General features: G+C 67.1%; 27 protein-coding genes. 8 read left to right on the forward strand and 19 right to left on the reverse strand.

Features of this window, described 5'->3' with window-relative positions; genetic code table 11:
• Positions 1–29 precede the first annotated feature (29 nt).
• Together AB4Y75_RS13115 and dnaB are read right to left on the reverse strand one after the other, a co-directional pair.
• A complete protein-coding gene (locus AB4Y75_RS13115; protein ID WP_441436326.1) occupies positions 30–1,358 on the reverse strand; it encodes an MATE family efflux transporter in 1,329 nt (442 codons plus the stop codon).
• Positions 1,358–2,734, reverse strand: coding sequence for a replicative DNA helicase (dnaB, locus tag AB4Y75_RS13120; protein ID WP_066213631.1), 1,377 nt, complete (start codon positions 2,732–2,734; stop codon positions 1,358–1,360). Before dnaB ends, AB4Y75_RS13115 begins: the two co-directional genes overlap by 1 nt.
• Before the next feature lie 547 nt (positions 2,735–3,281).
• Between dnaB and AB4Y75_RS13125 the strand changes: the two genes are divergently transcribed.
• The gene (locus AB4Y75_RS13125) at positions 3,282–3,830 is read left to right on the forward strand and encodes a hypothetical protein (protein ID WP_441436327.1); all 549 of its coding nucleotides are present in this window, start codon (positions 3,282–3,284) and stop codon (positions 3,828–3,830) included.
• Positions 3,831–3,847: 17 nt separating this feature from the next.
• Here the strand turns inward: AB4Y75_RS13125 and AB4Y75_RS13130 are convergent, their stop codons facing one another.
• Positions 3,848–4,489, reverse strand: a complete 642-nt coding sequence (locus AB4Y75_RS13130) for an FMN reductase (protein WP_441436328.1) — start codon at positions 4,487–4,489, stop codon at positions 3,848–3,850.
• A 99-nt stretch (positions 4,490–4,588) separates the two neighbouring features.
• On the opposite strand from AB4Y75_RS13130, the gene AB4Y75_RS13135 reads away from it, so the two are divergent.
• Positions 4,589–5,011, forward strand: coding sequence for a DUF1801 domain-containing protein (locus AB4Y75_RS13135; RefSeq protein WP_441436329.1), 423 nt, complete (start codon positions 4,589–4,591; stop codon positions 5,009–5,011).
• A 120-nt stretch (positions 5,012–5,131) separates the two neighbouring features.
• On the opposite strand, the gene rplI is transcribed toward AB4Y75_RS13135, so the two are convergent.
• From rplI to rpsF, 4 genes are read right to left on the reverse strand one after another with little or no spacing between them, the layout of a single operon-like run.
• Positions 5,132–5,584, reverse strand: a complete 453-nt coding sequence (rplI, locus tag AB4Y75_RS13140; RefSeq protein ID WP_441436330.1) for a 50S ribosomal protein L9 — start codon at positions 5,582–5,584, stop codon at positions 5,132–5,134.
• A 17-nt stretch (positions 5,585–5,601) separates the two neighbouring features.
• Positions 5,602–5,841 carry a 30S ribosomal protein S18 gene (rpsR, locus tag AB4Y75_RS13145; RefSeq protein WP_026820365.1) on the reverse strand — a complete coding sequence of 80 codons (240 nt, stop codon included), beginning with the start codon at positions 5,839–5,841 and terminating at the stop codon, positions 5,602–5,604.
• A gap of 60 nt (positions 5,842–5,901) precedes the next feature.
• A complete protein-coding gene (locus tag AB4Y75_RS13150) occupies positions 5,902–6,504 on the reverse strand; it encodes a single-stranded DNA-binding protein (protein WP_441436331.1) in 603 nt (200 codons plus the stop codon).
• Between the two features lie 55 nt (positions 6,505–6,559).
• The gene (rpsF, locus tag AB4Y75_RS13155) at positions 6,560–6,865 is read right to left on the reverse strand and encodes a 30S ribosomal protein S6 (RefSeq protein WP_066213614.1); all 306 of its coding nucleotides are present in this window, start codon (positions 6,863–6,865) and stop codon (positions 6,560–6,562) included.
• A gap of 237 nt (positions 6,866–7,102) precedes the next feature.
• On the opposite strand from rpsF, the gene AB4Y75_RS13160 reads away from it, so the two are divergent.
• Positions 7,103–7,750, forward strand: a complete 648-nt coding sequence (locus tag AB4Y75_RS13160; protein ID WP_441436332.1) for a DUF1345 domain-containing protein — start codon at positions 7,103–7,105, stop codon at positions 7,748–7,750.
• 71 nt (positions 7,751–7,821) lie between these two features.
• On the opposite strand, the gene AB4Y75_RS13165 is transcribed toward AB4Y75_RS13160, so the two are convergent.
• The 12 genes from AB4Y75_RS13165 to AB4Y75_RS13220 all read right to left on the reverse strand — a co-directional run bounded on the left by AB4Y75_RS13165 (position 7,822) and on the right by AB4Y75_RS13220 (position 20,932).
• The gene (locus tag AB4Y75_RS13165; protein ID WP_441436333.1) at positions 7,822–8,859 is read right to left on the reverse strand and encodes a CU044_5270 family protein; all 1,038 of its coding nucleotides are present in this window, start codon (positions 8,857–8,859) and stop codon (positions 7,822–7,824) included.
• Positions 8,834–9,424 carry an RNA polymerase sigma factor gene (locus tag AB4Y75_RS13170; RefSeq protein ID WP_441436334.1) on the reverse strand — a complete coding sequence of 197 codons (591 nt, stop codon included), beginning with the start codon at positions 9,422–9,424 and terminating at the stop codon, positions 8,834–8,836. The genes AB4Y75_RS13165 and AB4Y75_RS13170 overlap by 26 nt, the downstream gene beginning before the upstream one ends.
• 119 nt (positions 9,425–9,543) lie before the next feature.
• Positions 9,544–10,848, reverse strand: coding sequence for a M18 family aminopeptidase (locus AB4Y75_RS13175; RefSeq protein WP_441436335.1), 1,305 nt, complete (start codon positions 10,846–10,848; stop codon positions 9,544–9,546).
• A gap of 86 nt (positions 10,849–10,934) precedes the next feature.
• Positions 10,935–11,660 carry a response regulator gene (locus tag AB4Y75_RS13180; RefSeq protein ID WP_441436336.1) on the reverse strand — a complete coding sequence of 242 codons (726 nt, stop codon included), beginning with the start codon at positions 11,658–11,660 and terminating at the stop codon, positions 10,935–10,937.
• Complete coding sequence (locus tag AB4Y75_RS13185) at positions 11,653–12,954, reverse strand: sensor histidine kinase (RefSeq protein ID WP_441436337.1); 1,302 nt, start codon at positions 12,952–12,954, stop codon at positions 11,653–11,655. Before AB4Y75_RS13185 ends, AB4Y75_RS13180 begins: the two co-directional genes overlap by 8 nt.
• A gap of 4 nt (positions 12,955–12,958) precedes the next feature.
• Positions 12,959–13,861 carry an ABC transporter permease gene (locus AB4Y75_RS13190; RefSeq protein ID WP_441436338.1) on the reverse strand — a complete coding sequence of 301 codons (903 nt, stop codon included), beginning with the start codon at positions 13,859–13,861 and terminating at the stop codon, positions 12,959–12,961.
• Between the two features lie 9 nt (positions 13,862–13,870).
• A complete protein-coding gene (locus AB4Y75_RS13195) occupies positions 13,871–14,845 on the reverse strand; it encodes an ABC transporter ATP-binding protein (RefSeq protein ID WP_441436339.1) in 975 nt (324 codons plus the stop codon).
• Positions 14,846–15,006: 161 nt separating this feature from the next.
• Positions 15,007–16,152, reverse strand: a complete 1,146-nt coding sequence (locus tag AB4Y75_RS13200; RefSeq protein WP_441436504.1) for an MFS transporter — start codon at positions 16,150–16,152, stop codon at positions 15,007–15,009.
• A gap of 26 nt (positions 16,153–16,178) precedes the next feature.
• Entirely contained in the window at positions 16,179–17,708 is a 1,530-nt protein-coding gene (locus AB4Y75_RS13205; protein WP_441436340.1) for a glycosyltransferase family 87 protein, read from the reverse strand.
• A gap of 191 nt (positions 17,709–17,899) precedes the next feature.
• Positions 17,900–18,037 (reverse strand): hypothetical protein, encoded by a 138-nt coding sequence (locus AB4Y75_RS13210; protein WP_441436341.1) that lies wholly within the window; start codon positions 18,035–18,037, stop codon positions 17,900–17,902.
• A gap of 837 nt (positions 18,038–18,874) precedes the next feature.
• Positions 18,875–19,459 (reverse strand): histidine phosphatase family protein, encoded by a 585-nt coding sequence (locus AB4Y75_RS13215; RefSeq protein WP_441436342.1) that lies wholly within the window; start codon positions 19,457–19,459, stop codon positions 18,875–18,877.
• Positions 19,460–19,468: 9 nt separating this feature from the next.
• A complete protein-coding gene (locus tag AB4Y75_RS13220) occupies positions 19,469–20,932 on the reverse strand; it encodes a CCA tRNA nucleotidyltransferase (RefSeq protein WP_441436343.1) in 1,464 nt (487 codons plus the stop codon).
• A 170-nt stretch (positions 20,933–21,102) separates the two neighbouring features.
• Here AB4Y75_RS13220 and AB4Y75_RS13225 point away from each other — a divergent pair, with 170 nt between their 5' ends.
• From AB4Y75_RS13225 to trxA, 5 genes are all read left to right on the forward strand, one after another.
• Positions 21,103–21,609, forward strand: a complete 507-nt coding sequence (locus tag AB4Y75_RS13225; RefSeq protein ID WP_441436505.1) for an NUDIX hydrolase — start codon at positions 21,103–21,105, stop codon at positions 21,607–21,609.
• 99 nt (positions 21,610–21,708) lie between these two features.
• Positions 21,709–23,829 (forward strand): murein biosynthesis integral membrane protein MurJ, encoded by a 2,121-nt coding sequence (gene murJ, locus AB4Y75_RS13230; protein WP_441436344.1) that lies wholly within the window; start codon positions 21,709–21,711, stop codon positions 23,827–23,829.
• A 50-nt stretch (positions 23,830–23,879) separates the two neighbouring features.
• The gene (locus tag AB4Y75_RS13235) at positions 23,880–25,331 is read left to right on the forward strand and encodes an ABC transporter substrate-binding protein (RefSeq protein WP_441436345.1); all 1,452 of its coding nucleotides are present in this window, start codon (positions 23,880–23,882) and stop codon (positions 25,329–25,331) included.
• A gap of 128 nt (positions 25,332–25,459) precedes the next feature.
• Positions 25,460–26,410, forward strand: a complete 951-nt coding sequence (gene trxB, locus AB4Y75_RS13240; RefSeq protein ID WP_441436346.1) for a thioredoxin-disulfide reductase — start codon at positions 25,460–25,462, stop codon at positions 26,408–26,410.
• A 24-nt stretch (positions 26,411–26,434) separates the two neighbouring features.
• On the forward strand, positions 26,435–26,761 hold the full coding sequence (trxA, locus tag AB4Y75_RS13245) for a thioredoxin (RefSeq protein ID WP_441436347.1): 327 nt from the start codon (positions 26,435–26,437) through the stop codon (positions 26,759–26,761).
• Positions 26,762–26,938 lie beyond the last annotated feature (177 nt).

The raw sequence follows: 26,938 nt of genomic DNA on the forward strand, positions 1-26,938 counted from the left end.
GAATCGTGCCCGGCCGGTCCGCCCCGGGGTCATGCCCCGGCGACCATCCATTCGTCCTTCCGGACACGCCAGCCGAGCGTCAATGCCCGAGCGGACATATAACCGATGCCGAATGCGAGCCAGAGCCAGAACAGCGCCCACGGCCCTTCCCGCGGCCCCAGGAAGTACACCCCGAGCAGCAGGGGCGCATAGACGAGCACGTTCACCACACCGGCCAGCGCCAGGTACCGGGCATCCCCGGCGCCGATCAGCACGCCGTCCAGCACGAAGACCAGACCGGCGATGGGTTGACCCACCGCCAGGACCAGAAGGGCGGCCAGGAGAGACTGGTGGACCCGTTCGTCCGGGGTGAAGAGCCAGCCGGCCCAGGGGGAGACCGCCGCCAGGAAGACCCCGGTGATCACCCCGAAACCGAGACCCCAGCGCATCATGGTGCGGGTCAGCTCCCGGACCTTGGCCAGGTCATGAGCTCCCAGTTCCTTGCCGATCATCGCCTGTGCGGCGATGGCGAGTGCGTCCAGCGCGAAGGCCAGGAAGCTGAAGATGGTCATGGTCAGCTGATCGGCTGCGAGGTTCACGGGACCCTGCGCGCCGGCCACGAACACCGTGGCCAGAATGGCCAGCCGCATGGAGGCCGTGCGAAGCATGAGCCAGGAGCCCACCTGCGCCAGGGAGAGCACTCCGCGCAGATCCGGCGCCATTCTCACACCCAGACCGGCCGCTCGCCGGGCCACCATGACGATGTAGACGAGCGCCATGAGCCATTGGGCGATGCTGGTGCCCAGGGCCGAGCCCGCCACGGAGAGTCCCATGCCGTAGACCAGGATCCAGTTGAGGACGATGTTGATCCCGAAACCGGCACCGGCCACCACCAGCGGCGTACGGGTGTCCTGGAAGCCGCGGAGGACCCCCGTCCCGGCGAAGACCAGGAGCATGGCCACCAGTCCGGGCAGGGACCACAGAAGGTACTCCGCAGCGAAGCCGAGCACCGCCTCGTCGCTGGCTCCGAGAGTCGCCAGAAGGGGGCGCGCCGTCCAGAGGCCCAGAAGGGCGAGGATGACGCCCAGGACACCGGCCAGCCACAGTCCGTCCCGGCCGGCGGCCAGGGCCTTCTCCGGGTGCCCGGCCCCCACGAGCCGCGCGACGGCGGGCGTGGTGGAGTAGGCCAGGAACACCATGAGCCCCACAGCGGTGTGCAGGACCGTGGTGGCCAGGCCGGCCCCGGCCAGCTCCGCGACGCCGAGGTGCCCGATGATGGCGGAGTCCGCCAGGAGGAACAAGGGCTCTGCGATGAGCGCGCCGAAAGCCGGGACGGCCAGCCGGAGGATCTCCCGGCCCAGGCGCGCCTCACGCGCCATCAGAAGCCTTCTTGTTCTGCGGCCATGTCCTTGAAGCGCGAATAGCGGCCCTGGAATGCGACCACCAGGTCCTTGGTGGGACCGTTACGGTGCTTGGCGATCAGGATGTCCGCCTCACCGGCGCGGGCCGTCTCCTTGTCATACACCTCTTCACGGTGGAGAAGGATGACCATGTCGGCGTCCTGCTCGATCGAGCCGGATTCACGGAGGTCGGAGACCATGGGCCGCTTGTCGGTGCGCTGCTCGGAGCCACGGTTCAGCTGGGACAGTGCGATCACGGGGACCTGGATCTCCTTGGCCAGCAGCTTGAGGGCACGGGAGAATTCCGAGACCTCCTGCTGGCGGGACTCGACCTTCTTGCCGCTGGTCATGAGCTGGAGGTAGTCGAGGATGACGAGCTTCAGACCATGCTGCTGCTTGAGCCGCCGGCACTTCGCGCGGATCTCCATGAGGGTCATGTTCGGGCTGTCATCGATGAAGAGCGGAGCATCGTTCATGCTGGCCATGCTGCCGGCGATCTTGTCCCACTGATCCTGTTTGACCGTGCCACGGCGCAGGTCCTGGAGGTTGATCTCCGCCTCCGCGGACAGCAGACGCATCGCGATCTCGTTCCGGCCCATTTCGAGTGAGAAGAAGACAGTGGGCAGATTGTTGGCGATGGCCGCCGACCGGGCGAAGTCGAGGGCGAACGTCGACTTACCCACGGCCGGACGTGCGGCGATCACGATCATCTGGCCGGGGTGCAGGCCATGCGTCAGTTCATCGAACTCACGGAAGCCCGTGGGGATGCCGGAGATGCCGCCCGTCTGGGTGCCGGCCGCCTCGATCTCGTCGAGGGTCGGCTCCATGACGTCCTTGAGGGCGACATAGTCCTCGGTGGTGGTGCGTTCGGCGACGGCGTAGACCTCGGCCTGCGCCTGGTTCACCAGCTCCTCCACCTCGCCGTCCTGGCCGTAGCCGAGCTGGACGATCTTGGTGCCGGCCGTGATGAGGCGCCGCAGGACGGCGCGCTCGGCGACGATGTCCGCGTAGTAGTTGGCGTTGGCGGCCGTGGGGACGGTCTGCAGCAGCTCGTGGAGGTAGGCGGGTCCTCCGATGCGGTTGATCTCACCGCGCTTGGTCAGCTCGTCCGAAACGGTGACCGCGTCCACGGGCTCGCCGCGGGAATCCAGGTCCAGGATCGCGTCGAAGATCGCCTCATGGGCCGGACGGTAGAAGTCGTTGCCACGCATGACCTCACTGACGCTGGAGATCGCGTCCTTGGAGAGCAGCATGGCTCCCAGGACGGATTGTTCAGCGGCGATGTCCTGCGGGGGAGTCCTCAGGTTGTCGTCTTGACGCGGGCCATCCACGGCCTCGATGGGCGCTACGGACACGATTGCCTTCCTTCATTTCCTGCTGTCTGCCAAGAAGATCATCTCCGGGAGGACTGACAGGAATTCGGACTGCCAGGATTTCCCGGCCGGAATGGATCTCCGCCTTCCGGACCGTCCAGGAACCGGTCCGGGCCGATGGTCCGGACTTCGCGGTTCCCCGGGGATGCGCACCCTCGGCGAACCGCTCGTGGAGGCGTTTCCGCCCCGCGGTGCGGGCCGTTCCGGGTGGAGTACCCACTCACGGTAGTCGGGTTTCCCACAGGCTCAAAGCCCACATTTCCTCACAGCTGTGGATAACTTGTGGATGACCCGGGTGTGTCTGTGCGCTTCTCCGGGCCTACTTGTGGGTAAGTAGGTTCCGCGACCACCAGAAACCGGCTCTGACCTGCGGAAATGCTGTCTACATCGTGTGGAGGGAAGAAATTTCGGGATATTTTTTCATCCACAGGCGCCGGACTTCCTTGTGGACAACTCCCCCTGCCGCATCGCCGCGAATCCGCCGACCGGTCCCATGCACGGCGCGGCCGACTGGAATAGGCTTGGGGGCGTGGAACCTCTCCTGATCCCGCTTCTCATCCTGATCGCCGTCGTGGTCGTGGTTCTGCTGCTCGCTCGCCGCTGGAACCGCCCGTCGGAATCCCGCGAGGAGCAGGATCCGAGAGAGCTGGCCCGTGAGGCCACCCGTGGGCTGACCTCGGAACAGCACCGCGTGCTGTACTCCCTCATCGCCCAGGAGCAGCTCGTCGGAGCCATCAAGGTGTATCGCGAAGCCACCGGGGTCGGACTGCGGCAAGCCCGCGACACCGTCCTGGCCATGGCCCGCTACCCACAGCCCTACCTCGCCGCGCCGCAGGCGGACGCGGCCTCGGAGGCGGCGGAGGACGACGCTCCCGAGGTGTTCGGTTACCGTTACCGGGCCATCGCCAGCAGCGGGGACACCACCCTGGAAGTGAGCAGCAACATGCTCAACGACCAGATCTACGGCCGGATCAGGGACCTCGCCGTGCATGGCGAGCGGGAACAGGCCGCGGCCCTCCTCGCCCGCCACTCGACGATCTCACTCGACGAGGCCCGGGAGTTCGTCTCCCTGCTCTGATCCCGGCTCCGCCGGCTCTACCGGCCGCTGATTCCGGCCAGGAGCTGCTCGAAAGGGAGGGACACCATGTCGTCCTCCCGCTGCCGTGCGGGAGTCTCCGCGATGACTCCCGCGAGCTCACGTCCCGCACGCTCGACCCGATCGGCGAGCGATCCTCGCTGTGCGCCGTCGTCGGCGGCCCCCCAGTCCTGCGGCCCCGCGAAGACCGCCGTGGGCACCACCCGCGAGCGGAGGTAGCCGAACAGGGGACGCATGGCGTAATCCAGGACCATCTGATGACGGTCGGTTCCCGCGGTGGCGCCCAGGAGCACGGGGGTGCCTTCCAGCGCCTTCGGGTCGACGACGTCGAAGAAGGACTTGAAGAGGCCGCTGAAGCTTGCGCTGAACACCGGGCTGACGGCCACCAGACCGTCGGCGTTCTCCACGGCCGAGATGAGCTCGGCGAGGCGGGGCGCCGCGAAGCCGGTGACGAAGTTGTTGGCGATGTCCACGGCGTAGTCGCGCAGCTCCACCACCTGGACCTCCGAGGGGAGGCCGAGGTCCGTCAGGGAGCGCTGAGTCGCCGCAGCCAGTTGATCCGCCAGCAGACGGCTCGACGACGGCACGCCCAGGCCTGCCGAGAGAACCACGACCTTGCGGGGCTCAGTTGCTGATTCCATGTGATCCACACTCCCATAGTAGATGCATTTGCATTTACTTTCGTTAACGTCCGATCCCCGGATCTATTCCCGGGGCTGTCCCGGTGCTTGGATGGAGTCATGCAACCTCTCGACGCAGCACCCGGGACATCGCCCCTGGAGGAGCTGCTCGGCTCCCTGGACCGTGCGGAGCAGCGAGCCGACTCCCAGGTCCTGGTCGAGCTCTTCAGCGCCCTCACGGGGCACCAGGCGGTTCTCTGGACCGGGAGGATCGTGGGGTTCGGGCTGTACCACTACCGCTACGAGAGCGGCCATGAAGGCGACGCCCCTCCACTCGGCTTCTCGCCGCGGAAGGGGAAGTTCGCACTGTACGGGCTCCTGGCCTCTCCGGAGACGGAGGCCTTGCTGGAGCGGCTGGGCAAGCACCGGCGAGGCGTGAGCTGTCTGTACGTCAACCGGCTTTCCGACGTCGATCTGGAGGTGCTGGGCGAGCTGGCGCGTCTCGGATACGCCCACACCATGGATCACGATCACCGCCCCTGACCGGCACCCCACGGGTAGTCCAGGGTCACGAGGTCTGCGAGGCGGAGAGCATCCGGACATGACGAAGGCGCCCCACCCAAAGGGCGGAGCGCCTTCCGAAGTCCTGCGTCAGCTTAAGTGCTACTTGCTGGCGACGATCTCCAGGTTGACCACAGCGGTCACGTCGTCGTGCAGACGGACGTTCGCGGTGTAGGTACCGGTGGACTTGATGTGAACCGGCAGCTGCACGGAGCGCTTGTCGACGGAGCCCAGGCCTGCGGCCTCGACAGCGGCGACGACGTCGCTCGGCTTGATGGTGCCGAAGAGACGACCGGCGACGCCGGCCTTTGCCTTCAGGACGACCTTCTTGGCGGACAGCTGGGCAGCCTGAGCCTGAGCGGCCTCGAGGCTGGCCTGCTGACGAGCAGCGCGGGCAGCCTTGATGCTCTCAACCTGCTTCTCGCCACCGCGAGTCCAGGTCAGAGCGAAGCCGCGGGGCAGCAGGTAGTTACGGGCGTACCCGTTCTTGACCTCGACCACGTCGCCAGCAGCACCGAGACCGGTGACTTCCTGGGTAAGAATGAGCTTTGCCATGGTAGTGAATCCCTTCCTTAGCCGCGGCCAGCGCCGGAGTAAGGGAGCAGGGCAACTTCGCGGGCGTTCTTGATAGCCTGAGCGATCTTGCGCTGTTCCTGAACGGAGACACCAGTGACACGGCGGGCACGGATCTTGCCACGGTCAGAGATGAACTTGCGCAGAAGTGCGACATCCTTGTAGTCGATGACGGTGATGTCAGCGGCCTTCAAGGGGTTGGACTTTGGTTTGGGCTTACGGATTTCAGCCTTAGCCATCGTGGAGCTCCTTTTCCTGGGAGCCCGTGGAGTGATCCACGGGATGGTGAATGTTGTGGTTTAGAAAGGCGGTTCGGAGTCCGGGCCGTTGCCCCAGCCGTCGGACACACCCGGGGTCGCCCACGGGTCGTCCTGCGGCTGAGCGGCCGGACGCTGCTGCGGACGGCTGTTGCCGCCCCAGTTGCCACCCTGGTTTCCACCAGAGGGAGCGGCAGAGCCACCACCCTGGTTGCCCCAGGAGTCGCCACCGTTGCCGGACTGGCCACCGTTCCAGCCGCCGCCACCCTGACCGCCGGAGCGCTGGTTGCGGTTGACCTTCGCGTTGGCGTACCGGAGGCTCGGGCCGATCTCGTCGACCTCGAGCTCCATGACGGTGCGCTTCTCGCCTTCCTTGGTCTCGTAGGTGCGGCTCTTCAGACGGCCGCTGACGATCACGCGCATGCCCTTGGTCAGGGATTCTGCGACGTTCTCGGCAGCCTCCCGCCAGATCGAAGCGCGAAGGAACAGGGTTTCCCCGTCCTTCCATTCATTCGACTGGCGGTCAAAGGTCCGCGGGGTGGAAGCAATGGTGAAGTTCGCAACGGCCGAACCGGACGGTGTGAACCGCAGCTCGGGGTCGTTGGTCAGATTGCCAATAACGGTGATTGGGGTTTCGCCTGCCATCTGCTTCCTCCTGGGGGTTCCTGCGAGAAATGTGGAGGACCGAAGTCACGCAGAATTACTCTGCGGAAACCTTCTGGTCTTCCGGACGGATGATCTTGGTGCGCAGAACGGTCTCGTTGAGGCCGAGCTGGCGGTCCAGTTCCTGAGCGGTAGCGGGAGCAGCGGTGAAGTTGACCACTGCGTAGATACCCTCAGACTTCTTCTTGATTTCGTAGGCCAGACGGCGACGGCCCCAGATGTCAACGTTGTCGACGGTTCCACCGTCGGTGGTGATGACATTCAGGAACTTCTGCAGCGACGGCTCAACGGCGCGGTCTTCGACCTCGGGGTCGAAGATCACCATCAACTCATAAGGACGCATATGTGAACCCACCTCCTTTGGGCTGAACGGTTACGGTCTCTCCGTAACAGGAGGTTCATTGCGACTGTCGGTGGCCCAACCCTCCGATTGAGGGCGGGGCGCAACACAGACTTCACAATCTTAGTGCATTTCACGTCTCAAGCCTATTCGGCGGCCCCGCAGGAGGACAGGGGCAGCGTACGTATGTGGACGGACCTTCGACAGTCCTATGCACAGCGCGCGGTTTAGCCTTGGGTCATGACTCCCTCACGACAGGTCCACCGGGCACGCCTGCGCTTCCTCATCATGCTGATCGTCGGGCTGACGGCCGCAGCGATCGTCTTCTTCACCGGACACCACATCCAGGCCCCTGCGGCGGGATGGGCTGCGGCGGCCGCCGCCTACGTGGGCTGGGTGATGTCCCGGACCATCAGGCTCAACGCGGAGCAGACCCGCTCCCATGCGACGTCGGAGGACCCGTCGCGCGGCGCCACGGAGGTCCTGATCCTGAGCGCCAACATCGCGGCGATCGCCGCCGTCGCGGTCCTGGTGTTCTCCTCCCACCAGGGGGACTCCTCCCAGCGGCTCTCGAACGCCGCCCTCGGCTTCGTGACCGTGGCCCTGTCCTGGATGCTCATCCACACCCTCTTCACCCTCCGCTACGCCGAGCTCTACTACAGCGGGGACGAGGTCGGCGGGATCGCCTTCAACCAGAAGGAGCCCCCGCGGTACACCGACTTCGCCTACCTCGCCACGAGCATCGGCATGACCTATCAAGTCTCGGACACCAACCTGGAGACCACCGTCATCCGCACGGAGGCACTCAAGCACTCACTGCTCTCGTACCTCTTCGGCACGGTGGTCCTGGCCAGCACCATCAACCTGGTGGTCAGCATCGCGGCCTGAATCCGCCCCCAATGCGCCCGGATTCAGGCCACGATGCTCCCTCCGCGTGCGTGATCCCGGCACGCACGGGGTCACGGTGCCGAATCGACCACGCTGGTCCGCATCGACATCTCGTTGTGCACCGTGCCTGCAGGGTCGCCCTGGTAGGCCTTCAGCAGCACATACCGCTGCCCGATCATCTCCCCGGTTCCCGGATCCACCACGATCTCCTCACGAGTGATCCCTCCCGGCACCGCCACCCCGACAGCGGTGCCAGTCCGGCCGTCCATGGTGGCCTGCCGATCGCTCAGCACGGCGCTGGGAATCAGCGCAGCGGCTCGGAACAGGGCGGCACGCAGATCGGCGGGGACGACGCCGGTGCGCAGCGTGTCCGCGATGGTCACCAGGACCTCGAGGTCGGGCGACTGGCCGGCGCCCTGAGTGCGCTGTCGGATCAGTTCGAGAAGTGCTTTGGGGTCACGGGTCACCGTGGCCTCCTCCTCGATGGGGATCCCGTTCAGAATAGTGGTCGGTCTGTCGAAGAAGTGGCCCGCTTTGGCACGCACGACGTAGCCCGTGAAGGGATTGCCCGGACGCTTGTCATGGGCGGCTCCGGCGGCCGCCTCTCCGTAGAACGCCTTCGCTTCAGGGCTGGAGAAACTCAGGGGAATCTGCTTCTCACGTTTGAGAACCCAGGTCCCGGAACGGTCCGCCGGGACATAGGTCCGTGTCACCGACCTCGCGGACCAGCGCAGCTGCCCGTAAGAACCGCCCGAATCCATGAGCATGTCTACCTTCAGGTACTGCCCGGGTTTTAGGACGGGATCGGAGGCTTCGATGGCAGCGTCTGCGGCTTCATTGAGCACCGCCGCAGCCTCTGCCGACGCCGTCAGCTGCGGTGGTCGCAGCGCCTCGACGGCGACGACACCGGCGACGGCGACTCCCGCTGCCACGGCGCCGAGGATGACACGACGGCGAATGGTCCGGTTCCGTTCGGTCCGCCACCGGAGCGTGGTCGCCGTCTGAGCTTCGAGCGTGCGCATCAGCCGTTCGCGGCCCTCGGCCAGCGACTCGGGGGCGGGAGCTCCGGACTCACTCCGGAATTCACGGAGCAGTTGCAAATCGTCCATGGTCGTTCTCCGTTTCTTCCTCAGAGGTGAAAAGTTCGAGCTTGCTCTTCAGGATCTTCCGGGCACGGTTCAGCCGTGACCGCACGGTTCCGATGGGAACGTTCATCGCGAGGGCGATGTCCTCGTAACTGAGGTCGCCCCAGGCGTAGAGCAGCAGTGTGTCCCGGTCGATGCTCGCCATGCCGCGCAAAGTGCGCGCGATGCGTCCCGTGGCGGCTAAGGCGTCGACCTGCGCGGTGACGCGGTCGGCGTCGTCCGCCACCGCTTCCGGTGCTGCGGCGCGCGCGGCGCTCTTCAGAATCCTCGCCTCGGCGCGGTGATGCTTCTTCAGCAGATTGGTCGCGATGCCCAGCAGCCAGGGTCTGGCATCCTGCCGATGCAGGTCATAGGAGTCGAGCCGTTCGAACGCCACCAGGAACGTCTCCGAGGTGACGTCCTCCGCGGCGGACTGCCCGGCTCTCCGCGCGGCGTAACGATGGACGACGGCGGCGTGACGGTCGTAGAGCTCCGCGAACGCCGCCGGGCTGTCCCGGGCCCTGAGAATGATCTCGCTGTCTGTGCTCACACCCTGTATTGCTCTCTTCCCCCAGGAGAGTTCACGCGGCGGACACTCCGTCCAGCCACGCAGGCATTAAAAACGCCGGAGACCCCACCGTAAGGGTGAGGTCTCCGGCCGAGGAAGTCTCAGACCGCCGTCCGGAAGAACAACTCCGCAGCCTTCGCCAGGCGGAACGGATCCTCCACCCCGCAGAGCTCGCGTGCCGAGTGCATCGACAGCAGGGCGACGCCCACATCCACCGTCCGGATGCCCAGACGGGTGGCCGTCAGCGGCCCAATCGTGGACCCGCAGGGCACATCGTTGTTGGAGACGAACTCCTGGTACGGCACCCCGGCCTCGGCGCACAGCCGGGCCCAGAAAGCCGCCCCGGTGGCGTCCGTGGCGTAGCGCTGATTGGCATTGATCTTCAGCAGCGGGCCACCGTTCAGCACCGGACGGTTGGCGGGGTCGTGCCGCTCCGAATAGTTGGGGTGCACCGCGTGGCCGGCATCGGCGGACACGCAGAACGACGACGCCAGGGCCTGCCGCCGCTGGCTCACCGTGGCGCCGAGACCGTCCGAGATCCGGGTCAGGATGTCCTCGAGGATGGGGCCGCAGGCTCCGGACCGTGAGCCGGACCCAATCTCCTCGTGGTCGAACGCCGCCAGCACCGCGATCGGCCCGCCCGCGGGAACACCCGCCTCGGCGTGCCGGATCAGAGCCACCAGCCCCGCATGCGTCGCCGAGAGGTTGTCCAGACGCCCGGAGGCGAAGAACTCGTCCTTCGCCCCGAACACCGCGGGCTGCTGCGAGTCCGCCACCACGACGTCGTATCCGCCGATCTCCGCCGGATCCACGGCGCCGTCAGCCACGTTCGCGGCCAGTACGGCCAGGAGGTCCTCCTGGAGCGGGTCGCCCAGACCGAACACGGGGTTCATGTGGTGCTGCTTGTCCAGGGTGAGGCCGTCATTGACGCCGCGGTCCAAGTGGATGGCCAGTTGGGGGAAGCGGAGCACGGGCCCGGTGGCGGTGAGGTGCTCGGTGCCGTCCAGCATGACCAGCCGCCCCGCCAGACGGAGCTCGCGGTCCAGCCAGGAGTTCAGCAGCGGGCCGCCGTAGACCTCCACACCGGCCTGGAGCCATCCGAAGCGGCCCGTGGTGGGGCGGGGCTTCAGCTTGAAGGAGGGGGAGTCCGTGTGCGCCCCCACGATGTTGAACGGCGTGGTGGGGCCGGCGCCGTCGGGCGTGACCCAGGCGATGAGCGCTCCGTCCCGGATCACGTAGAACGCGCCGGGGCCGCCCGCCCAGGGCTCACGTTCGTCGAGCGCGGCGAACCCTGCCGCGTCGAGCCGGGCGGCCGCCTCATGGGCTGCGTGGAAGCTCGACGGCGAGGCGCTGACGTAGGCGCCCAGGTCCTGGATGTGTTCGTATGCGGTGGCAGGTGAAGACATGCTTCAAGGCTAGTCCTCCGCCGGCGCCGGCCCCGGCGGACGGGGCCCACCCGGCGGGAAACGACCACGGATGACCAGGGAGAGCCTCAGTAGTCCGGGTTGCTCGGGACCACCAGGCCGGTCTCGTAGGCGTAGACCACGGCCTGAACGCGGTCACGCAGATGGAGTTTGGCCAGGATGCGGCGGACATGCGTCTTCACCGTGGCCTCGGAGAGGAAGAACTTCAAGGCGATCTCCCCATTGGTGAGTCCCTCCGCCATCGCCAGGAGGACTTCGGTCTCCCGCGGCGTGAGCTCCTCCAGCATCGGGTCACGGGGGGCCGCCTGCCCGTCGCCCTGACCCCGGCCCGCGCCGCGGACATAGGTCTCCAGCAGCCGCTGCGTGACCCGCGGCGCCACGACGGCGTCCCCGCTCGCCACGACGTGCACCGCATGGATCAGTTCCTCAGGCGCGACGTCCTTGAGCAGGAAGGCGGAGGCTCCCGCGCGAAGACCGGCGAACGCGTATTCGTCCAGATCGAAAGTGGTCAGGATGATCACCTTCGTCTCCGGGTGCGCGGCGGCGATCAGACGCGTCGCCTCGATCCCGTCCATGCCCGGCATCCGCACATCCATGAGCACCACGTGCGGTTTCAGCGCGGTCACCTGCCGCACGGCTTCGGCGCCGTTGGAGGCCTCGCCCACCACCACCAGACCTTCGTCGCCCTCGAGCACCAGCCGGAATCCCACCCGCAGCAGCGGCTGGTCGTCCACCAGCAGCAATCGCACGGGACCGCTCACGGTCCCGCCCGTCTCATTCACCAGCTCAGTCATCGCCCGAATCCCCCTTGTCATAGTGCAGTTCCGCGGTCACCAGCCAGCCACCGGCGGGCAGCGCGGACGCCTGCACAGTGCCACCGTACATGCCCGCACGGGCCCGCATGCCCGGGATGCCCTGACCGCTGCCGAGGGCGCCGGCGGCCCCCGCCGCGTACCCCGACCCCACGCCGTCGTTCTGCACGCGGATGTGCACGACGCCGGGGGTGTGCTCCACCACGGCGTCCACACGGGAGAGCCCCTTGCCGTAGCGCAGGACGTTGGTCAGCGACTCCTGGACGATCCGGTGGACGGAGAGCCGCAAAGTGGTGTCCCCGGGCAGGACGGGACCGCTGAAGGTGAAAGTCAGCGGCAGTCCGGCCGTGCGGAATCCGGCGACCATCCGTTCGAGGTCGGTGTCCCCGTTCAGCGGGGTCAGGGGAGCTTCGCCGTCCTCCTCCCGGAGGACCCCGAGCACCCTCCGGGTGTCCGCCAGTGCCGCGCGACCGGTGCGGGAGAGCTCGGAGAGGACCTCGGCGGCCCGGTCCGGATCCCTCTTCAGCACCGTGGACGCGCCATCCGCCAGGGAGACCATGACCGTCAGGGAATGCGCCACCACGTCATGCATCTCGCGCGCGATCCGGCTGCGTTCCGCGGACCGGCCCCACTGGGTGGACTGCTCGGCCCACGAGGCGATCGCGGCCTCGTACTGCCGCCGCTGACGCACCGCGATGCCGAACCCGACGGCGATCACGCAGCTCAGATAGGTGGTCAGAACCACCGACAGCCGCAGGGCGATGTCACTGACACCCGGGTTGCCGCTCGTGAAGGCCTCGGCGTACTGCTCCGCCGTCGTTCCGAAGACATAGCGCCACACCAGCGGAGCGGGGCCGACCAGCAGGGCGATGACGGCCACCCGGCGCCGGTACGCGACGCCCACGGCGTAGAGCGCGAACCACAGTCCGGCGCTCAGATTGGAGGCCCACAGATCGGTCAGAGCCAGGACGAACTCCAGCACCGTCACCACACCGAAGACCACCAGAGGCACCCGCCTCCGGAATAACAGCGTCCCCGCGATCGCCAGCACCACCACGGGGACCAGCCAGCTCCCACGGGCGGTGTTGTTGACGGCGGTCGTGAGCGACAGCAGGAGGTAACAGACCACCACGACGGCGTCCATCACCAGCGGGTGCGCGGCGAAGTACCGCCGGATTGCGCCGCGGTGGCGGGCGTTGATCTCCGCCAGCGAAAGCGGCGCGGGCGCCGCCCCCGAGGGGGACGGCGCCACGAAGGTGTCCTTGGAGCGGGTCACGTGCTCAGACGTCCCGTTTCTTCAGGACGAACAGGGCCGGGATGGCCAGCAGCAGGACCCAGCCGAGCAGGACGAGGCCCGCGATGCCCGGATCCAGCATCCCGTCGATGTGCCCGATCGCGAGGAAGCGGCCACCCGCCTGGCTGGGCAGGTACTGCGGGACGTACTTCCAGAACTCGCCCGGGATGAGCTGCATGAAGTTGCCCGCGAAGTCCAGCACGAACAGGAGCGCCACCAGAATGGTCACGCCACCGGCCGAGCTCTTCAGGAGCGCGGCCAGGGAGAGGCCGATGATCGCCACGGCGGCCACGTAGAGGCCACCGGTGAAGACGCCCTGCAGCACGCCGTCGGTGTCCCAGCTCAGCTTGAAGTCGGGCATGTCGGAGAAGATCGCCAGGGAGATGAGGAAAGTGATTACGCCGGTCACGGTGGCCAGGACGTACCCGATCACGGCCAGGATGATGGCCTTGGCGGCGAACACGGGCAGCCGCTTGGGAGTGGCGGACATCGTGGAACGGATCATTCCCGTGGCGAACTCGCTCGACAGGAACAGCACCGCGAGGGAGCCGAGGACCAGCACGGCGATCTGAAGGCCCGCGTTGGGCAGGTTGTAGAGTTCGAAACCGGATCCCGGGGGAAGGTTCGCCTGCAGCTCCGTCGCAGTCGGCTTCGCCCCATGCTCGGTCGCCATGTCGATCATCTGCTGGAAGAAGGTGTGCCGTACCCACGCCGACAGCGTGCCGATCCCGACGGCGGCGACGGTGGTGCACGCCAGCAGCCAGATCGTGGAGCGGAGGCTCCAGAACTTGATCCACTCGCTGCGCAGCAAGCCGAGGAAGCTCCAGTTTCCGGTGGAGGTCGCCTTGGCGGGGGTGGTCTGCGTGTTGCTCAAAGTCTGTGTGCTCATCACTGTCCCCTAGTTCCCGAAGCCCTGGCCGGCGGCGGGGTCGACCGCCGCGGCGTTGGCGTGCGTGGCGTTGGCCATGCTGAAGTCCGATTGGTATTCGGCGGCCCCTCGCGTCAATTCGAAGTAGGCCTGCTCCAGGGAGGCCTCCTGCGGAGTGAGTTCGTACAGGAGGATCTGGCGCTCCAGTGCGGCGCGGGCGATGTCCCGCGTGTCCAGACCGGACACCTCCAGCGTCTCGTGGGCCGACTGGCTGACGGAGACACCGGGCGCCGCGAGAGCCGCGGCGAGCTCCGCCGACTGCGGAGTCCTGACCAGGGCCTTCTTCTGCTGGACACCCGCGATCAGCTCCTGCACGGACATGTCGGCAAGGATCTGTCCGCGGCCGATCACCAGCAGGTGGTCAGCGGTCTGAGCCATTTCGCTCATCAGATGGGAGGAGAGGAAGACCGTCTTGCCCTGGCCGGCGAGGTAACGGACCAGGTTCCTGACCCAGTGCACACCTTCCGGGTCCAGGCCGTTGACGGGCTCGTCCAGGATGAGGGTCTGAGGGTCTCCCAGCAGCGCGTTGGCGATGCCCAGGCGCTGGCCCATGCCCAGCGAGAATCCGCCGGCGCGCTTCTTGGCCACCTCGGTCAGGCCGGTCATGGCCATCACCTCGTGCACCCGGCTCAGCGGGATGTCATGCGTGGCGGCCATGGCGCGGAGGTGGTTGTAGGCGCTCCGGCCGGTGTGCACGGCCTTGGCGTCCAGGAGCGCGCCCACCTCACGCAGTGGCGCCTTGTGCTGCGCGAACGGCTTCCCGTTCACGGTCACATGTCCGGCGGTCGGCTTGTCCAGCCCCATGATCATGCGCATGGTGGTGGACTTCCCGGCGCCGTTCGGTCCCAGGAAGCCCGTGACCCTGCCTGGCTGGACGGTGAAGCTGATGCCGGAAACAGCGGTCTTGGGTCCGTACTGTTTGCGCAAGCCTTCTGCTTGGATCATGCCTGGTCCTCGCTTTTCGATGATGCGATCGGTGTCGGCTCCCGCCAGAGCTGGCCGGCGGAATGCCCTGCATCCAGGCTATCCAGTGCACTCCCGCCGTGCCTCTGTCCGCCGGATGATTCCCGACGACGGCGGTACGCCCTCAGGTGGACCCCGGACGGTCAGCGGGGCGTACGCTCCACGCTGAGCGGCTTGGCCGCGGACGCCAGGACCGCGGCGAGCACGATCGGGATCCCGATGAAGAGCAGTGCGTTGCGCACCCCGAGGTGGTCGGCCAGGAATCCGAGCACGGGCGGGCCCGCCAGGAACGCCACGTAGCCCACCGTGGAGACCACGGACACCCGGGCGGCGGCCAGGCGTGGATCGTCCGCGGCGGCCGACATGCCCATGGGGAAGGTCAGCGCGGCGCCCGCGCCCCACAGCAGCGCGCCCAGGATCGCGAGCCAGAGGGTTCCACTCCAGCAGAACAAGGCCAGACCGGCGGCGGCCGCCAGCATGCTGCCCCGCAGCACCGCCACACGTCCGAACCGGTCGATCAGCCCGGCTCCGAGCACCCGGAAGACGGTCATGCCGGCCACGAACACGGCGAAGACCAGGGCTCCCGTGGATTCGCTCTGGTGCAGCCCGTCCACGGTGCCCTTGGCGATCCAGTCGTTTCCGGCGCCTTCGCTCAGAGTGGCGCCCATGACCACCACGCCGATCAGCAGGGTGCGCAGTTCCTTCCAGGCGAACATCCGGCCTCCGGCGGGCGCCTCTTCGTGCTCCTCCGGCGTGTGGGGCAGGAAGTACCGTGGTGCGGCCAGGCCCATCACCACGACGAGCACCGCGATGCCGATCATGTGAACCGGCAGCCCCACGCCCGCAGCGGAGAGCCCGGCGCCGAGCAGTGCCCCCACGAACGCCCCGCCGCTGAACGCCGCGTGGAACTGCGGCATGATGGTGCGCCCCAGTTGATGTTCGACGTCGGCGCCCTCGATGTTCTGGGAGACGTCCCACAGCCCGATGCCCATGCCGATCACCACGAGGCTGGCGCCCGTGACCGGGACAGAGTGGAGGGCGAGACCGGTGGCCACCCCGGAGACGGCGAGGGCACAGAGCACGCTCGCCACCCGGATGGTGTTCGCCACCCCGATCCGGTTCACACACCAGCCCGCGCTGGGCAGGGCGACGAGGGATCCGACAGCCATGCAGAGCAGGAGACCGCCGATCTCGCCGGGGGAGAGCTGCAGGGTCGCGGCGACCGCCGGGATGCGTGACGCCCAGCTGGCGAACACGAGTCCGTTGATGCCGAAGACCACGAAGGTCATGATGGTTGCGCGTCGGAGCTGGATGTTCACGGCTGGGCCTCGGCCTCTTCCTTCGGTGTTTCCGAGTTCGGGGTGTCTGAGTTCGGTGATGCTGTGTTCAATGGCCCTGGGTCCGCGAGTGCCGGTGGCACGGTGCGGGGACGGCGGGGCTGAAGCCTCAGCCGGTCCGGGCTGCGGTCGAAGACGCCGCCCTGAGGGTCGTCCACACCGCCGGCCTGCACTGCGTCGTCGTCCGGATGCATCATGTCCCAGGCGACGCGGACCATGAGGTAGAAGGTGGCGCCCATGTGCAGGAGCACGGCGCAGACATAGTAGGGGACGTCGATGTTGTGCTGCGGACCGCTGCCGCTGGCGCCGGCGCCCAGATACATCCAGATGGCGGCCCAATGCAGCACTTCCGCGGCCTGCCACAGCAGGAAATCACGCCACACGGGCCGGGCGAGAGCGGCCAGCGGGATCAGCCAGAGGACGAACTGGGGTGAGTAGACCTTGTTGCAGAGGATGAACGCGGCCACCAGGAGGAACAGGACCTGCGCCAGCCGCGGTCGCCGCGGGACCGCGAGGGCCAGGGCGGCGATCAGCAGCACCGCGACGGCGAAGCACAGCACCGCCGCCACGTTCACCTGGGTGGCGCTCAGGGCGGGCTGCCCCAGCCGGGCGGCCACGAGGTTCCAGGATTCCCAGAGGGAGGAGAACCCCGCTCCCCGGGAGAAGGCGAAGTCGAAGAAGTACCGGAACGCCCCCGGGTTGAACAGCGCGAACGGGACGTTGACCGCGAGCAGCGCCGCGCAGCAGCCCAGCACCGTCCGCCCGAAGGTGCGGATCGTCCCGCTCCGGATCGCGAGGATCAGGACGGCGATCAGCAGGAGGAGCGGGTAGAACTTGAACGACGCACCCACCCCGATCCACACCCCCGCCCACACCGGACGCCGCCGGGCGAAGCAGAGCAGGGCGAGGGAGAGCGCGAACACGGCCCACAGGTCCCAGTTGATGAAACCCGCAGTGATGATCCCGGGCGCCAGCGCCACCATCGCGGCGTCCCATTTCCTCCGGTGGGCCAGCCGCGCGGTGACCAGCACCGTGCCGATCCACAGGGCCACGACCAGGAAGGAATTGAGGTCGAAGTAGCCGAGGGCGCGCTGGGCATCGCCCCCGCTTCCCGGCACGGCCAGTGCGGTGAGCGCCGCGACGACGCCGAGCAGCACCGGATACTCGAAGCGGACGTCCGGGGTGAAGACGGGTAGGGATCCACCGGTGAAAGCCGGCCCGCCGAGGAGCGTGGGGAAGTCCGAGTAGCACGTGCCGTAATACGCCCCGGCGCCACCCCAGCCCTGGACCCGGCAGAAGGACTTGATGGCCAGGGCGACGAGCGCGGCGACGACCGTCAGCAGCACGAGGACGCGGTCCACGGTGAAGAAACCGGGGGAGACCACGCCCGGCGCGGTCCGCCGCCCCAGGGGACCGCCCACCAGTTCCGTGAAACGGCTCAGGAGCGAGTCCGCGCGGGTGGGGACCACCAGCCGCGTCCGGGTCCTGGGAGCACCATGTCCTGCCATGCCACGAGCCTACCGGCCACGATGCGGCCGATGCTGGGGATGACGTGCGCGGTGGCCCCGGGCCGGGACCGCGGGCACACGGAAGCCCCGGGTGTCTGCTTCACCCGGGGCTTCCGCCGGTGTTGCGATGCCTCTGCGTCGTGAGGCGCCGCGGTCTGTGAGCGCCATGCTGTGCCGTCTGTCAGTACGGCTCAGCGCAGCGTGTTCATCAGGTGGATCTGGACGAACACGTCATCACGGGTCTGCTCCAGGGTCCGGCTGCTGATCTCCTGGTTGCTGAACCGGCTCTGCTGCTGGAAGACCAGGGATTCTTTGGGAAACTTCCTCATGAGGGCACACCCCCCTTCGTGTGGTGCGGGTTCTTGTCGCGGAGCTCGGGGCTCCGGGACCTGGACGTTGCCTCGCTGACACGCTCCTTGTGTCTCGGCGAGGCGGGAATGGGGTCGTCGAAAGCGACGATGATCATGATTTCCTCTGTTTTCGGGCGCAGTGAATCATCAGTGGAATGAAAAGGAAAGAATTCAGTGCCGAGGCATGGGAATTCCACGAAAAGAAATTCACAAAGAATTCAGGGTGCGACTGATGCGAAACGCCGGAATTCAGAGAATGCCGGGATGCATCAGGGTGAGAATGCCCGCAGGCGGAGTGGCAGCGCTACTGCTGCCGTGAGGAGCGGTCCCCGCTCCATGGCGGGACCGAACGCAGAACTATGCTGCGCGCCGGGGCCAGGTACGGGAGGCTGCCACTCCGCCAAACGTGTGCACATCCGTGTACAGTGCGGTGATCTTGGTGATATTCATGTCGCAACCTCCTTTTCTCTTGACGCCGATAGTTACCATCCCGGTCCGGCACGCAGTGGTCACACGAGGCGACGACACGGGGCACTGACCGGGTTTCGCTCCCTTGCTCTGAAGGGAACGTTAAACAACGTACAGGAAGTTTTCAGGGTCCGCCACCCCGGAACGGCACTTTCCCGGAAAATTTCTTAAATTCTTTTCCGGGAAACGCGCTCGAACGTTATCGGACGTCGACCGCCGGTAATTCGCACGGCCTTCCGGAACGGTTGATACGGCCCGTCACCGTGGCTTGTCCGGGACGGAGAACGCCCCCGGCCGACGGGGCCGGGGGCGTTCTCAAAGCTCTCTCCAGGAGGGCCTCCGAAGGGCCTACAGCCCCCAGGACACCACGGCGGGGGTCTTCTTGTCCCAGCCGAGCGTGCACACCCGCGCGGTGCCCAGCAGGAAGTGGCGCCCCTCGACGGGGTCGAGCTCCAGCCAGCGGGCCGCCAGAATGCGGCAGAAATGACCGTGGGCCACCACCAGCACGTCACCGGCGCCCCCGGCCCGGACGCGCTCGACGATCCGGTCCGCCCGCTCGGCCACCTGCGTGATCGTCTCGCCGTTGGGCACACCGTCCGTCCAGATCAGGTAGCCGGGATTCTGGGCCCGCACGTCCGCGGAGTTGACACCCTCGTAGTCGCCGTAATCCCACTCCACGGCGTCCGGCTCGGGCTGAGCATCGGGGAAGCCTGCGAGTTCAGCCGTCCGCCGGGCACGCTGCAAGGGCGATGTGAGCACCTCACGGAACTCCATCCCCTTCAGAACCCCGCCCGCGCGGAGCGCCTGGCGCTCACCCTCCTCGGTGAGCGGCAGGTCGGTCAGGCCGGTGTACTGGCCGCTCTTGGACCATTCGGTCTCTCCGTGGCGCAGGAGCCACAGCTGGGGGAGATCCGGGTTGGGGGAGGCGTTCATGGCTGTCCTTCAGTTGTCAGGGCCGTCGACGGCGGCCTGGGACTCGGGCTGCTGCGCCCACCAGGCGCGCAGCTCCCGCTCGGCCCGCTCGGCGTCGAGGGGCCCGTGCTCCATCCTCAGCTCGAGGAGGTGCTTGTACGCGCGGCCCACCACGGGCCCGGGGCGGAGATCCAGAAGCTGCATGATCTGCTGGCCGTCCAGGTCCGGGCGGACCGCGTCCAGCGCCTCCCGCTCCCGCAGCTCGGCGATCCGCTGCTCCAGATCGTCGTAGGCGAACGCCAGCCGCTCCGCCTTCCGACGGTTCCGGGTGGTCACATCGGAGCGCGTGAGACGGTGCAGCCGTTCGAGGTGCGGGCCGGCATCCGTGATGTAGCGGCGGACCGCGGAATCGGTCCAGCCCGCGTCGCCGTAACCGTAGAAGCGCATGTGCAGCTCCACCAGACGGGCCACGGCCTTGATGGTGTCGTTGTCGAAACGCAGCGCCTTCATCCGCTTGGTCACGAGCTTGGCGCCCACCACATCGTGATGGCGGAAGCTCACGGCACCACCGTCTTCGAAGCGGCGCGTCGCCGGCTTGCCGATGTCATGCATGAGCGCCGCGAACCGCAGCACGAAGTCGGGACCCGGCACCGCGCCGTCGTCGTCCGTCTCCAGATCGGCGGCCTGCTCCAGCACCTGCAGCGAGTGCTGGTAGACGTCCTTGTGACGGTGGTGCTCGTCCGCCTCCAGGCGGAGCGCGGACACCTCGGGCAGCACACGGTCGGCCAGCCCGGTCTCCACCAGGAGGTCGACGCCGACCCGCGGGCGGGCGCCGTTGATGAGCTTCACCAGCTCGTCCCTGACCCGCTCGGCGGAGATGATCGAGATGCGGTCAGCCATGTCGGTCATCGCCGCGCGGACGTCCTCGCTGACCCCCACATCCAGCTGCGAGGCGAAACGCGCGGCCCGCATCATGCGGAGAGGATCGTCGGAGAAGGACGCCTCGGCCGTTCCCGGCGTGTCAAGGATCCCCGCCCGGAGATCCCTCAGCCCACCGAAAGGATCCACCAGCTGGCGGCTGGGCAGGCGGAGCGCCATGGCATTGATCGTGAAGTCACGGCGGAAGAGGTCGTCCTCCAGGGAGGTGCCGAATGCGACCACCGGCTTGCGCGACTCCGGGTCATAGGACTCGGCGCGGTACGTGGTGATCTCGATCTGGAACCCGGACTTCCGCAGTCCGATGGTGCCGAAGGCCTTGCCGATCTCCCAGTGCGTGTCCGCCCACGGTTTGATGAGGGCCAGGGTGCGGTCCGGGGTTGCGTCGGTGGTGAAGTCCAGGTCCAGGGCATCCCGGCCGAGGAACAGATCGCGTACCGGTCCGCCGACCAAGGAGAGGTCATGCCCTGCATCCGCGAAGAGCCGGCCCAGTTCCAGGATCACGGGGTCGAGATGGAAACCGACGGAATCGGCTGCGCCACCCTGAAATTCACTCACCATAGTGGTCCAAGCTTGTCATGTTTCCGGCACTGGTCCCCAATGCGGTCCCGGGCCGCGTCAGCCCGCGCCAAGACAGGGACCGGTCCTCAGGCACCTGAAAGCTCGATAGAGTTATGGGCATGGCCAATCCAGTACCGAGCGCTCCGAACAGGAGGAACAGCGCGCCCCTGCCCTCGGCGATCGGTGCCCACATTGCGCCAGCAAACCAGAACTTCACCACCCCTCTGCCCACCGTGGAGGAGGTCTCGGCCGGCGGCGTCGTCGTGGACACGTCCTCCCCGCAGCTGCCGGTGGCCATCATCGCCCGCATCAACCGCGGAGGCCGCCTGGAATGGTGCCTGCCGAAGGGCCATCCGGAAGGCTCCGAGAGCAATGAGGCCGCCGCGGTCCGCGAAATCGCGGAGGAGACCGGCATCGAGGGAAGCATCCTCACACCCCTGGGCAGCATCGATTACTGGTTCACCGTGACCAGCCACCGGGTTCACAAGACCGTGCACCACTATCTTCTGGAAGCCACGGGCGGCGAGCTCACCATCGAGAACGATCCGGACCATGAGGCGGTCGACGTCGCCTGGGTCCCGCTGGCCGATCTGGCACGCCGCCTCTCCTTCCCCAACGAGCGGCGGATCGCCGACCTCGCCCGGGAACTCCTTCCCGGTCACCTGCCCTCCTGAGAGACGGTCGCGGCCTGCGCCTCAGACCCGCGCCTCAGACCTGCGCCTCAGACCCGTGCCTCAGACAAGTGAGCGGCCAGGAGTGAGACGATACTGGGGATGTCTCACGCGAAAAAGGCCGATGCGGCCCTGAACTCCCCGACCTCCGCAGCCTCCCGCGCCAGCGATTCACGCGCCAGCGCCCTCATGGCGGCGGGCACCCTGATCTCCAGGATCCTCGGCTTCGTGAAGTCGTGGCTGCTGATCGCGGCGCTCGGCCTGGGCTCCTCGGTCACGGACACGTTCGTCAACGCCAACAACCTGCCGAACATGGTCTTCGTGCTCGTGGCGGGTGGCGTCTTCAACGCCGTGCTGGTGCCGCAGATCCTCAAGGCGAGCCGCGCGCCGGACAGCGGGGCGGATTACATCAGCCGCCTCATGACCCTGGCCGTGCTCGTCATGTTCACGCTGACGGCGCTGGTCACGCTGTGCGCGCCCCTGCTGATCCAGGCCACCACCTCGGGATACGGTCCGGCGCAGATGAGCCTGGCCGTCACCTTCGCGGTCTACTGTCTGCCGCAGATCTTCTTCTACGGGCTGTACGCGCTTCTCACGCAGGTCCTCAACGCACACGGCGCCTTCGCGCCGGCCATGTGGGCGCCCATCGTCAACAACCTGGTGGCCATCGGCGGCCTGGGACTCTTCGTCGCCATCTTCGGCGCCAGCGCCGGCAATCCCCACACCCTGGACAATTGGGGGACCACCCAGACCATCCTGGTTGCGGGCTTCTCCACCCTGGGTGTCATCGTGCAGACGGCGCTCCTGTTCATCCCGCTGCGCCGCCTCAAGCTGGGTCTGCGGCCCCGTTTCGGCTGGCGCGGAGTGGGTCTCGGTGCTGCGGCCAAGGTCGGCTCCTGGGCGCTGCTGACCACGGTGGTCAGCCAGCTGGCCTTCCTCTACGTGATGAAGATCGCGACCATCCCGGGCGCCGTGCGCGCCAACGCACCGGAGGGCTCGCCGCCCATCGCCGGTAACGCGGTGCTGGAGATCGCCAGCCAGCTGTACTTCCTGCCGCACTCGATCATCTCGCTGTCCCTGGCCACGGTCCTGTTCAACCGCATGGCCAAGGCGTCCCTGGACAACGACGTGCGCGGCCTCCGCGCGGCCCTCTCCAACGGCCTCCGCACCAGCGCGGTGGCGATCGTGTTCAGCGCCATCGCCCTCCTGGTCCTGGCCGCGCCGATCGGCATGTTCTTCTCGGCCGGCAAGCCGCAGGACGGCGCCCTCCTGGCCATCACACTGTCCATCCTGGCGCTGACGAGCCCGTGCCTCAGCATCAACTTCATGATGACCAGGGTGTTCTACTCCCGCGAGGACGCCCGGACCCCGTTCTATGTGCAGCTCGCGCTGGCCGTGCTGAACCTGGTGGGCGCCTTCGCCATCCAGTTCCTGCCGGCCGAGATGATCATCTACGCGATCGCCGGCCTCTACTCCGTGGGGAACATCCTCTCCGTGCTCATCAGCGCGTTCTTCCTGCGCCGGGTCCTGGGCCACCTGGACGGCCCGCGGATCATCAACTCCTACATCCGCATGGGGTACGCCGGCATCGGCTCAGCTCTGGCCGGCGGAGTGGTCCTGTGGCTGTTCGGCGCCTACCGTGCGGACGGTTTCCTGTGGCATAACCAGGCGGCGGCTCTGCTGTCGATCTGCGTGGCGGCCCCCGTCATGCTGGCCGCCTATGTCCTGCTCCTGCGGGTCTTCCACGTCGAGGAGCTCCGTGACCTGCTGCGCCCGCTGCTGGCCCGCTTCATCCGCCCCACAAGCGGTGAGAGCACGACGACGGCGCCCGCCGCGCCGTCGTCGGTCCCCTCCGCCCCGGCGGAGCACGTCCGCCGTGACGCCGCCCGGGAAGAGCTCCCCACGGGCGCCGTCCCCGCCGTCTCCATGGACACCGGACTGCTGCCCCGGATCTCGGGTGGTTTCGACTCCGAGTCCTTCCGTGCCGCACCGAGCGCCGAGGACGTGGGGGAGGGTCTCTCACGGCCCGTGGGAGGCGGCCATTCGTCCACGCCGCACTACGGGGACGAGGACACCGCGGTTCGCGCGGACGGCCGGAGGAGCCTGCTGACGGTGTTCCGCGACTGGCTCTGGGCGCCGCCGTCGGAGCTGCCGCAGCTCGGCCGTCACACATACCAGGGGCGCTCGGGGGAGAATCCCCACTTCCCATCTGACCTCCGATAGGATCGAAACTCGAAACACCCCGTGTCTTCCCGGGGCCTGAGGAGGTTGTGATGTCCCAGCAGATCGAGGCAGGATCCGTCCTGGGTGGCCGCTACAAGGTCACAGGCTCGGTGTTGCTCTCCCATGACCGCGATCAGGTGCTGGACGGTGTGGACCAGGTCCTGAACCGCCCGGTCAGCATCCTGGTGGCGAGCGACCAGAACTCGGAACAGCTCTCGCAGAGCGCCCGCGAAGTGGCCACCGGGGAACGCCCGGGAGCCATGCAGGTGCTGGACCTGGGAGTCACCGATGGCCTGACCTACTTGATCACCAGCCATTCGAGTGCCCCTGATCTGCTGGATCTGCTGGTCGCCACGGACGCGCCATACGTCGAGCCGTTCTTCACGGAGACCCTCGGCAGCGAGATCTTCGGGGAGGAGCGTTCCCGGGAGCCGGAGACTTACGGCGGCCGGTACGACGAGACCTCGGGTGAGGTCATCCACTACGACTCGGAGCAGGGCTGGAACCCCGAGGACGACGCCCCGCGGACCGCTCCGGGTGAGCAGGTCGCCGCGGAACCCGAGCGCCCGGCTCCGGTGGCTCCGACGGCTCCGGCCACTGAGCCTGTGACCCGCACCCGGGAACCCGCTGCCACTGAGCGACCCACGGCGACTGAGCAGCCCAAGGTGACGGTGTGGAACGATGAGGACCGCCGCGATGCCGGTGCCGCCGCCGCGGCGCCCGAGACGGCGGCCTTCCTCCAGCCGTCCGCGAACTCCGCGGAGTCGGACCGTCGCGAAGCGGGTCATTTCCCCGCAGCTGCGAGGGGTCAGATGCTCGGTTTCGACACCGAGACGGACGACGACGAGGAAGCACCTGCCCCGGAGAACCGCAGCACCCGCTGGATCGTCGGCGGGGTGCTGGTGGTCGTGCTGATCGCCGCCCTGGTGTTCGCGGTGAGCAATCTGGGCACGATCTTCAATTCGGGAGCTCCGAGCGCAAGCAAGACGACCACGACGGCCCCGACCTCGGCGAATTCCGGCTCGCAGCCGCCGCCCAGCACGGCGCCCGTCGCCGCGCCTCCGGCGATCGATTCGCTCACGCGCCTGGGTGACTTCGACTTCGCCGCCGGGTTCGACAAGGATCTGCCCAAGGCCATCGACGGTAACAATGCGACGTACTGGTCCAATATGGAGTTCGGTTCGGAGAACTGGGGAGGCCTGGTCAAGAGCATCCCGCTCGTGGTCAAGCTGAAGCAGCCCGCACAGGTCAAGTCGATCACGCTGACCCAGCTTGGCGGCTCCGGTGGTTCGGTGACCCTGTACACCAACGACAAGCCCAGCCTGGACGGGGCCAAGCAGGTGGCCAGCAACTCGTTCACCGGCCCGAACCTGACCATGGCCGTGGGCGGCGAGATCACGACACAGTACGTGATCATGGACATCACGGCGCTGCCGCGCCTGGCCGCTCCACGGACGCAGTTCCCGTACGGACTGCGATTGTCGGAAATCAAAATTCAGTAGTCGACTGGCCCCAGGTACTCTGAGAAGAGGCCTGGGGCCACTTCTTTGACGGAATAGTTCAGCGCTCCGTTCTGTTGTGCCCTCTGCCGCATTCGTTTGGCTTGAGCGAGGAAGAGGATTCCACCCACGTGAGCACGCAAGAAACCACGGCCCCTGAGGTCCACGACGTCATCATCATCGGATCCGGTCCCGCTGGGTACACCGCTGCCATCTACACGGCACGTGCCAAGCTCAACCCGATCGTGTTCGCAGGCTCCGTGACCGCCGGTGGCGAGCTGATGAACACCACCGAGGTGGAGAACTTCCCGGGCTTCCCTGAAGGCATCCAGGGTCCTGATCTGATGGACAATCTGGAGCAGCAGGCCAGCCGGTTCGGCGCTCAGGTGGAGTACGAGGATGTCGTCTCCGTGGACCTCGACGGCGAGGTGAAGTCCGTGACCCTCGGCAACGGCGAAACCCACCGGGCCCGCACCGTCATCGTCTCCACCGGTTCCGCCTACCGCGAGCTGGGCCTTGAGAACGAGAAGCGGCTCTCCGGTCACGGCGTCAGCTGGTGCGCAACCTGTGACGGTTTCTTCTTCAAGGATCAGAACATCGCTGTCATCGGTGGTGGCGACTCCGCAATGGAGGAGGCGCTGTTCCTGACCAAGTTCGCGTCCAAGGTCACGGTGGTCCACCGCCGCAAGGAACTGCGCGCCTCCAAGATCATGGCCGACCGCGCCCTGACCCACGAGAAGATCGACTTCGTGTGGGACAGTGAAGTCGTGGACGTCATCGGTGAGGACAAGGTCACGGGCATCCGGATCCGCAACCTCGTGACCGACGTCGAAGACGAGCTCCCGGTCACGGGCCTCTTCGTCGCCATCGGCAACGACCCCCGCACCGAGCTGTTCAAGGGTGTCCTTGATCTGACGGCGGATGGGACCATCGCGGTGGACGGCCGCACCTCGAAGACGAGCCTGCCCGGCGTCTTCGCCGCCGGCGATGTGATCGACCCGAAGTACCGCCAGGCCATCACCGCAGCCGCCTCCGGTTGCGTCGCGGCCATCGATGTCGAGCACTACCTCCAAAACCACTGAGAATTCCGAGGAAAGAAGGAAACCATGAGCAACGCCAAGGACGTTACCGACGCAAGCTTTGAGAACGACGTTCTCAAGGCTGAAAAGCCCGTGATCGTTGATTTCTGGGCGGAATGGTGCGGTCCCTGCCGCCGGCTGAGCCCGATCCTGGACCAGATCGCAGAGGAGAACTCTGACAAGGTCGAGGTCGTGAAGGTGAACGTCGACGACAACCCCGCCGTCGCCTCCAAGTACGGAATCACTTCCATCCCGGCCGTCTACCTGTTCCAGGGCGGCGAGGTGAAGAACACGGTGACGGGTGCTTACCCGAAGCAGTACTTCGAAAAGGAGTTCGCCGACGTTCTCGGCTGAACAACCGCCTTGCGGTGAGCAGCCGCATGAAAGGGACCTGGCGCCTCAGCGCCGGGTCCCTTTTTGGTGTTTCACGTGAAACACGGGGGATCGAACCGCGGTCCGATGTCGTGGTACCGACACCCGGGCGACAGCGTGCATATCGAGACTTCGAGCATCGGAGCGGACTCATTCTCG

The organism is Arthrobacter sp. RAF14 (genome assembly GCF_052114185.1).
In the GTDB taxonomy this organism is placed as follows: Bacteria; Actinomycetota; Actinomycetes; order Actinomycetales; family Micrococcaceae; genus Arthrobacter_E.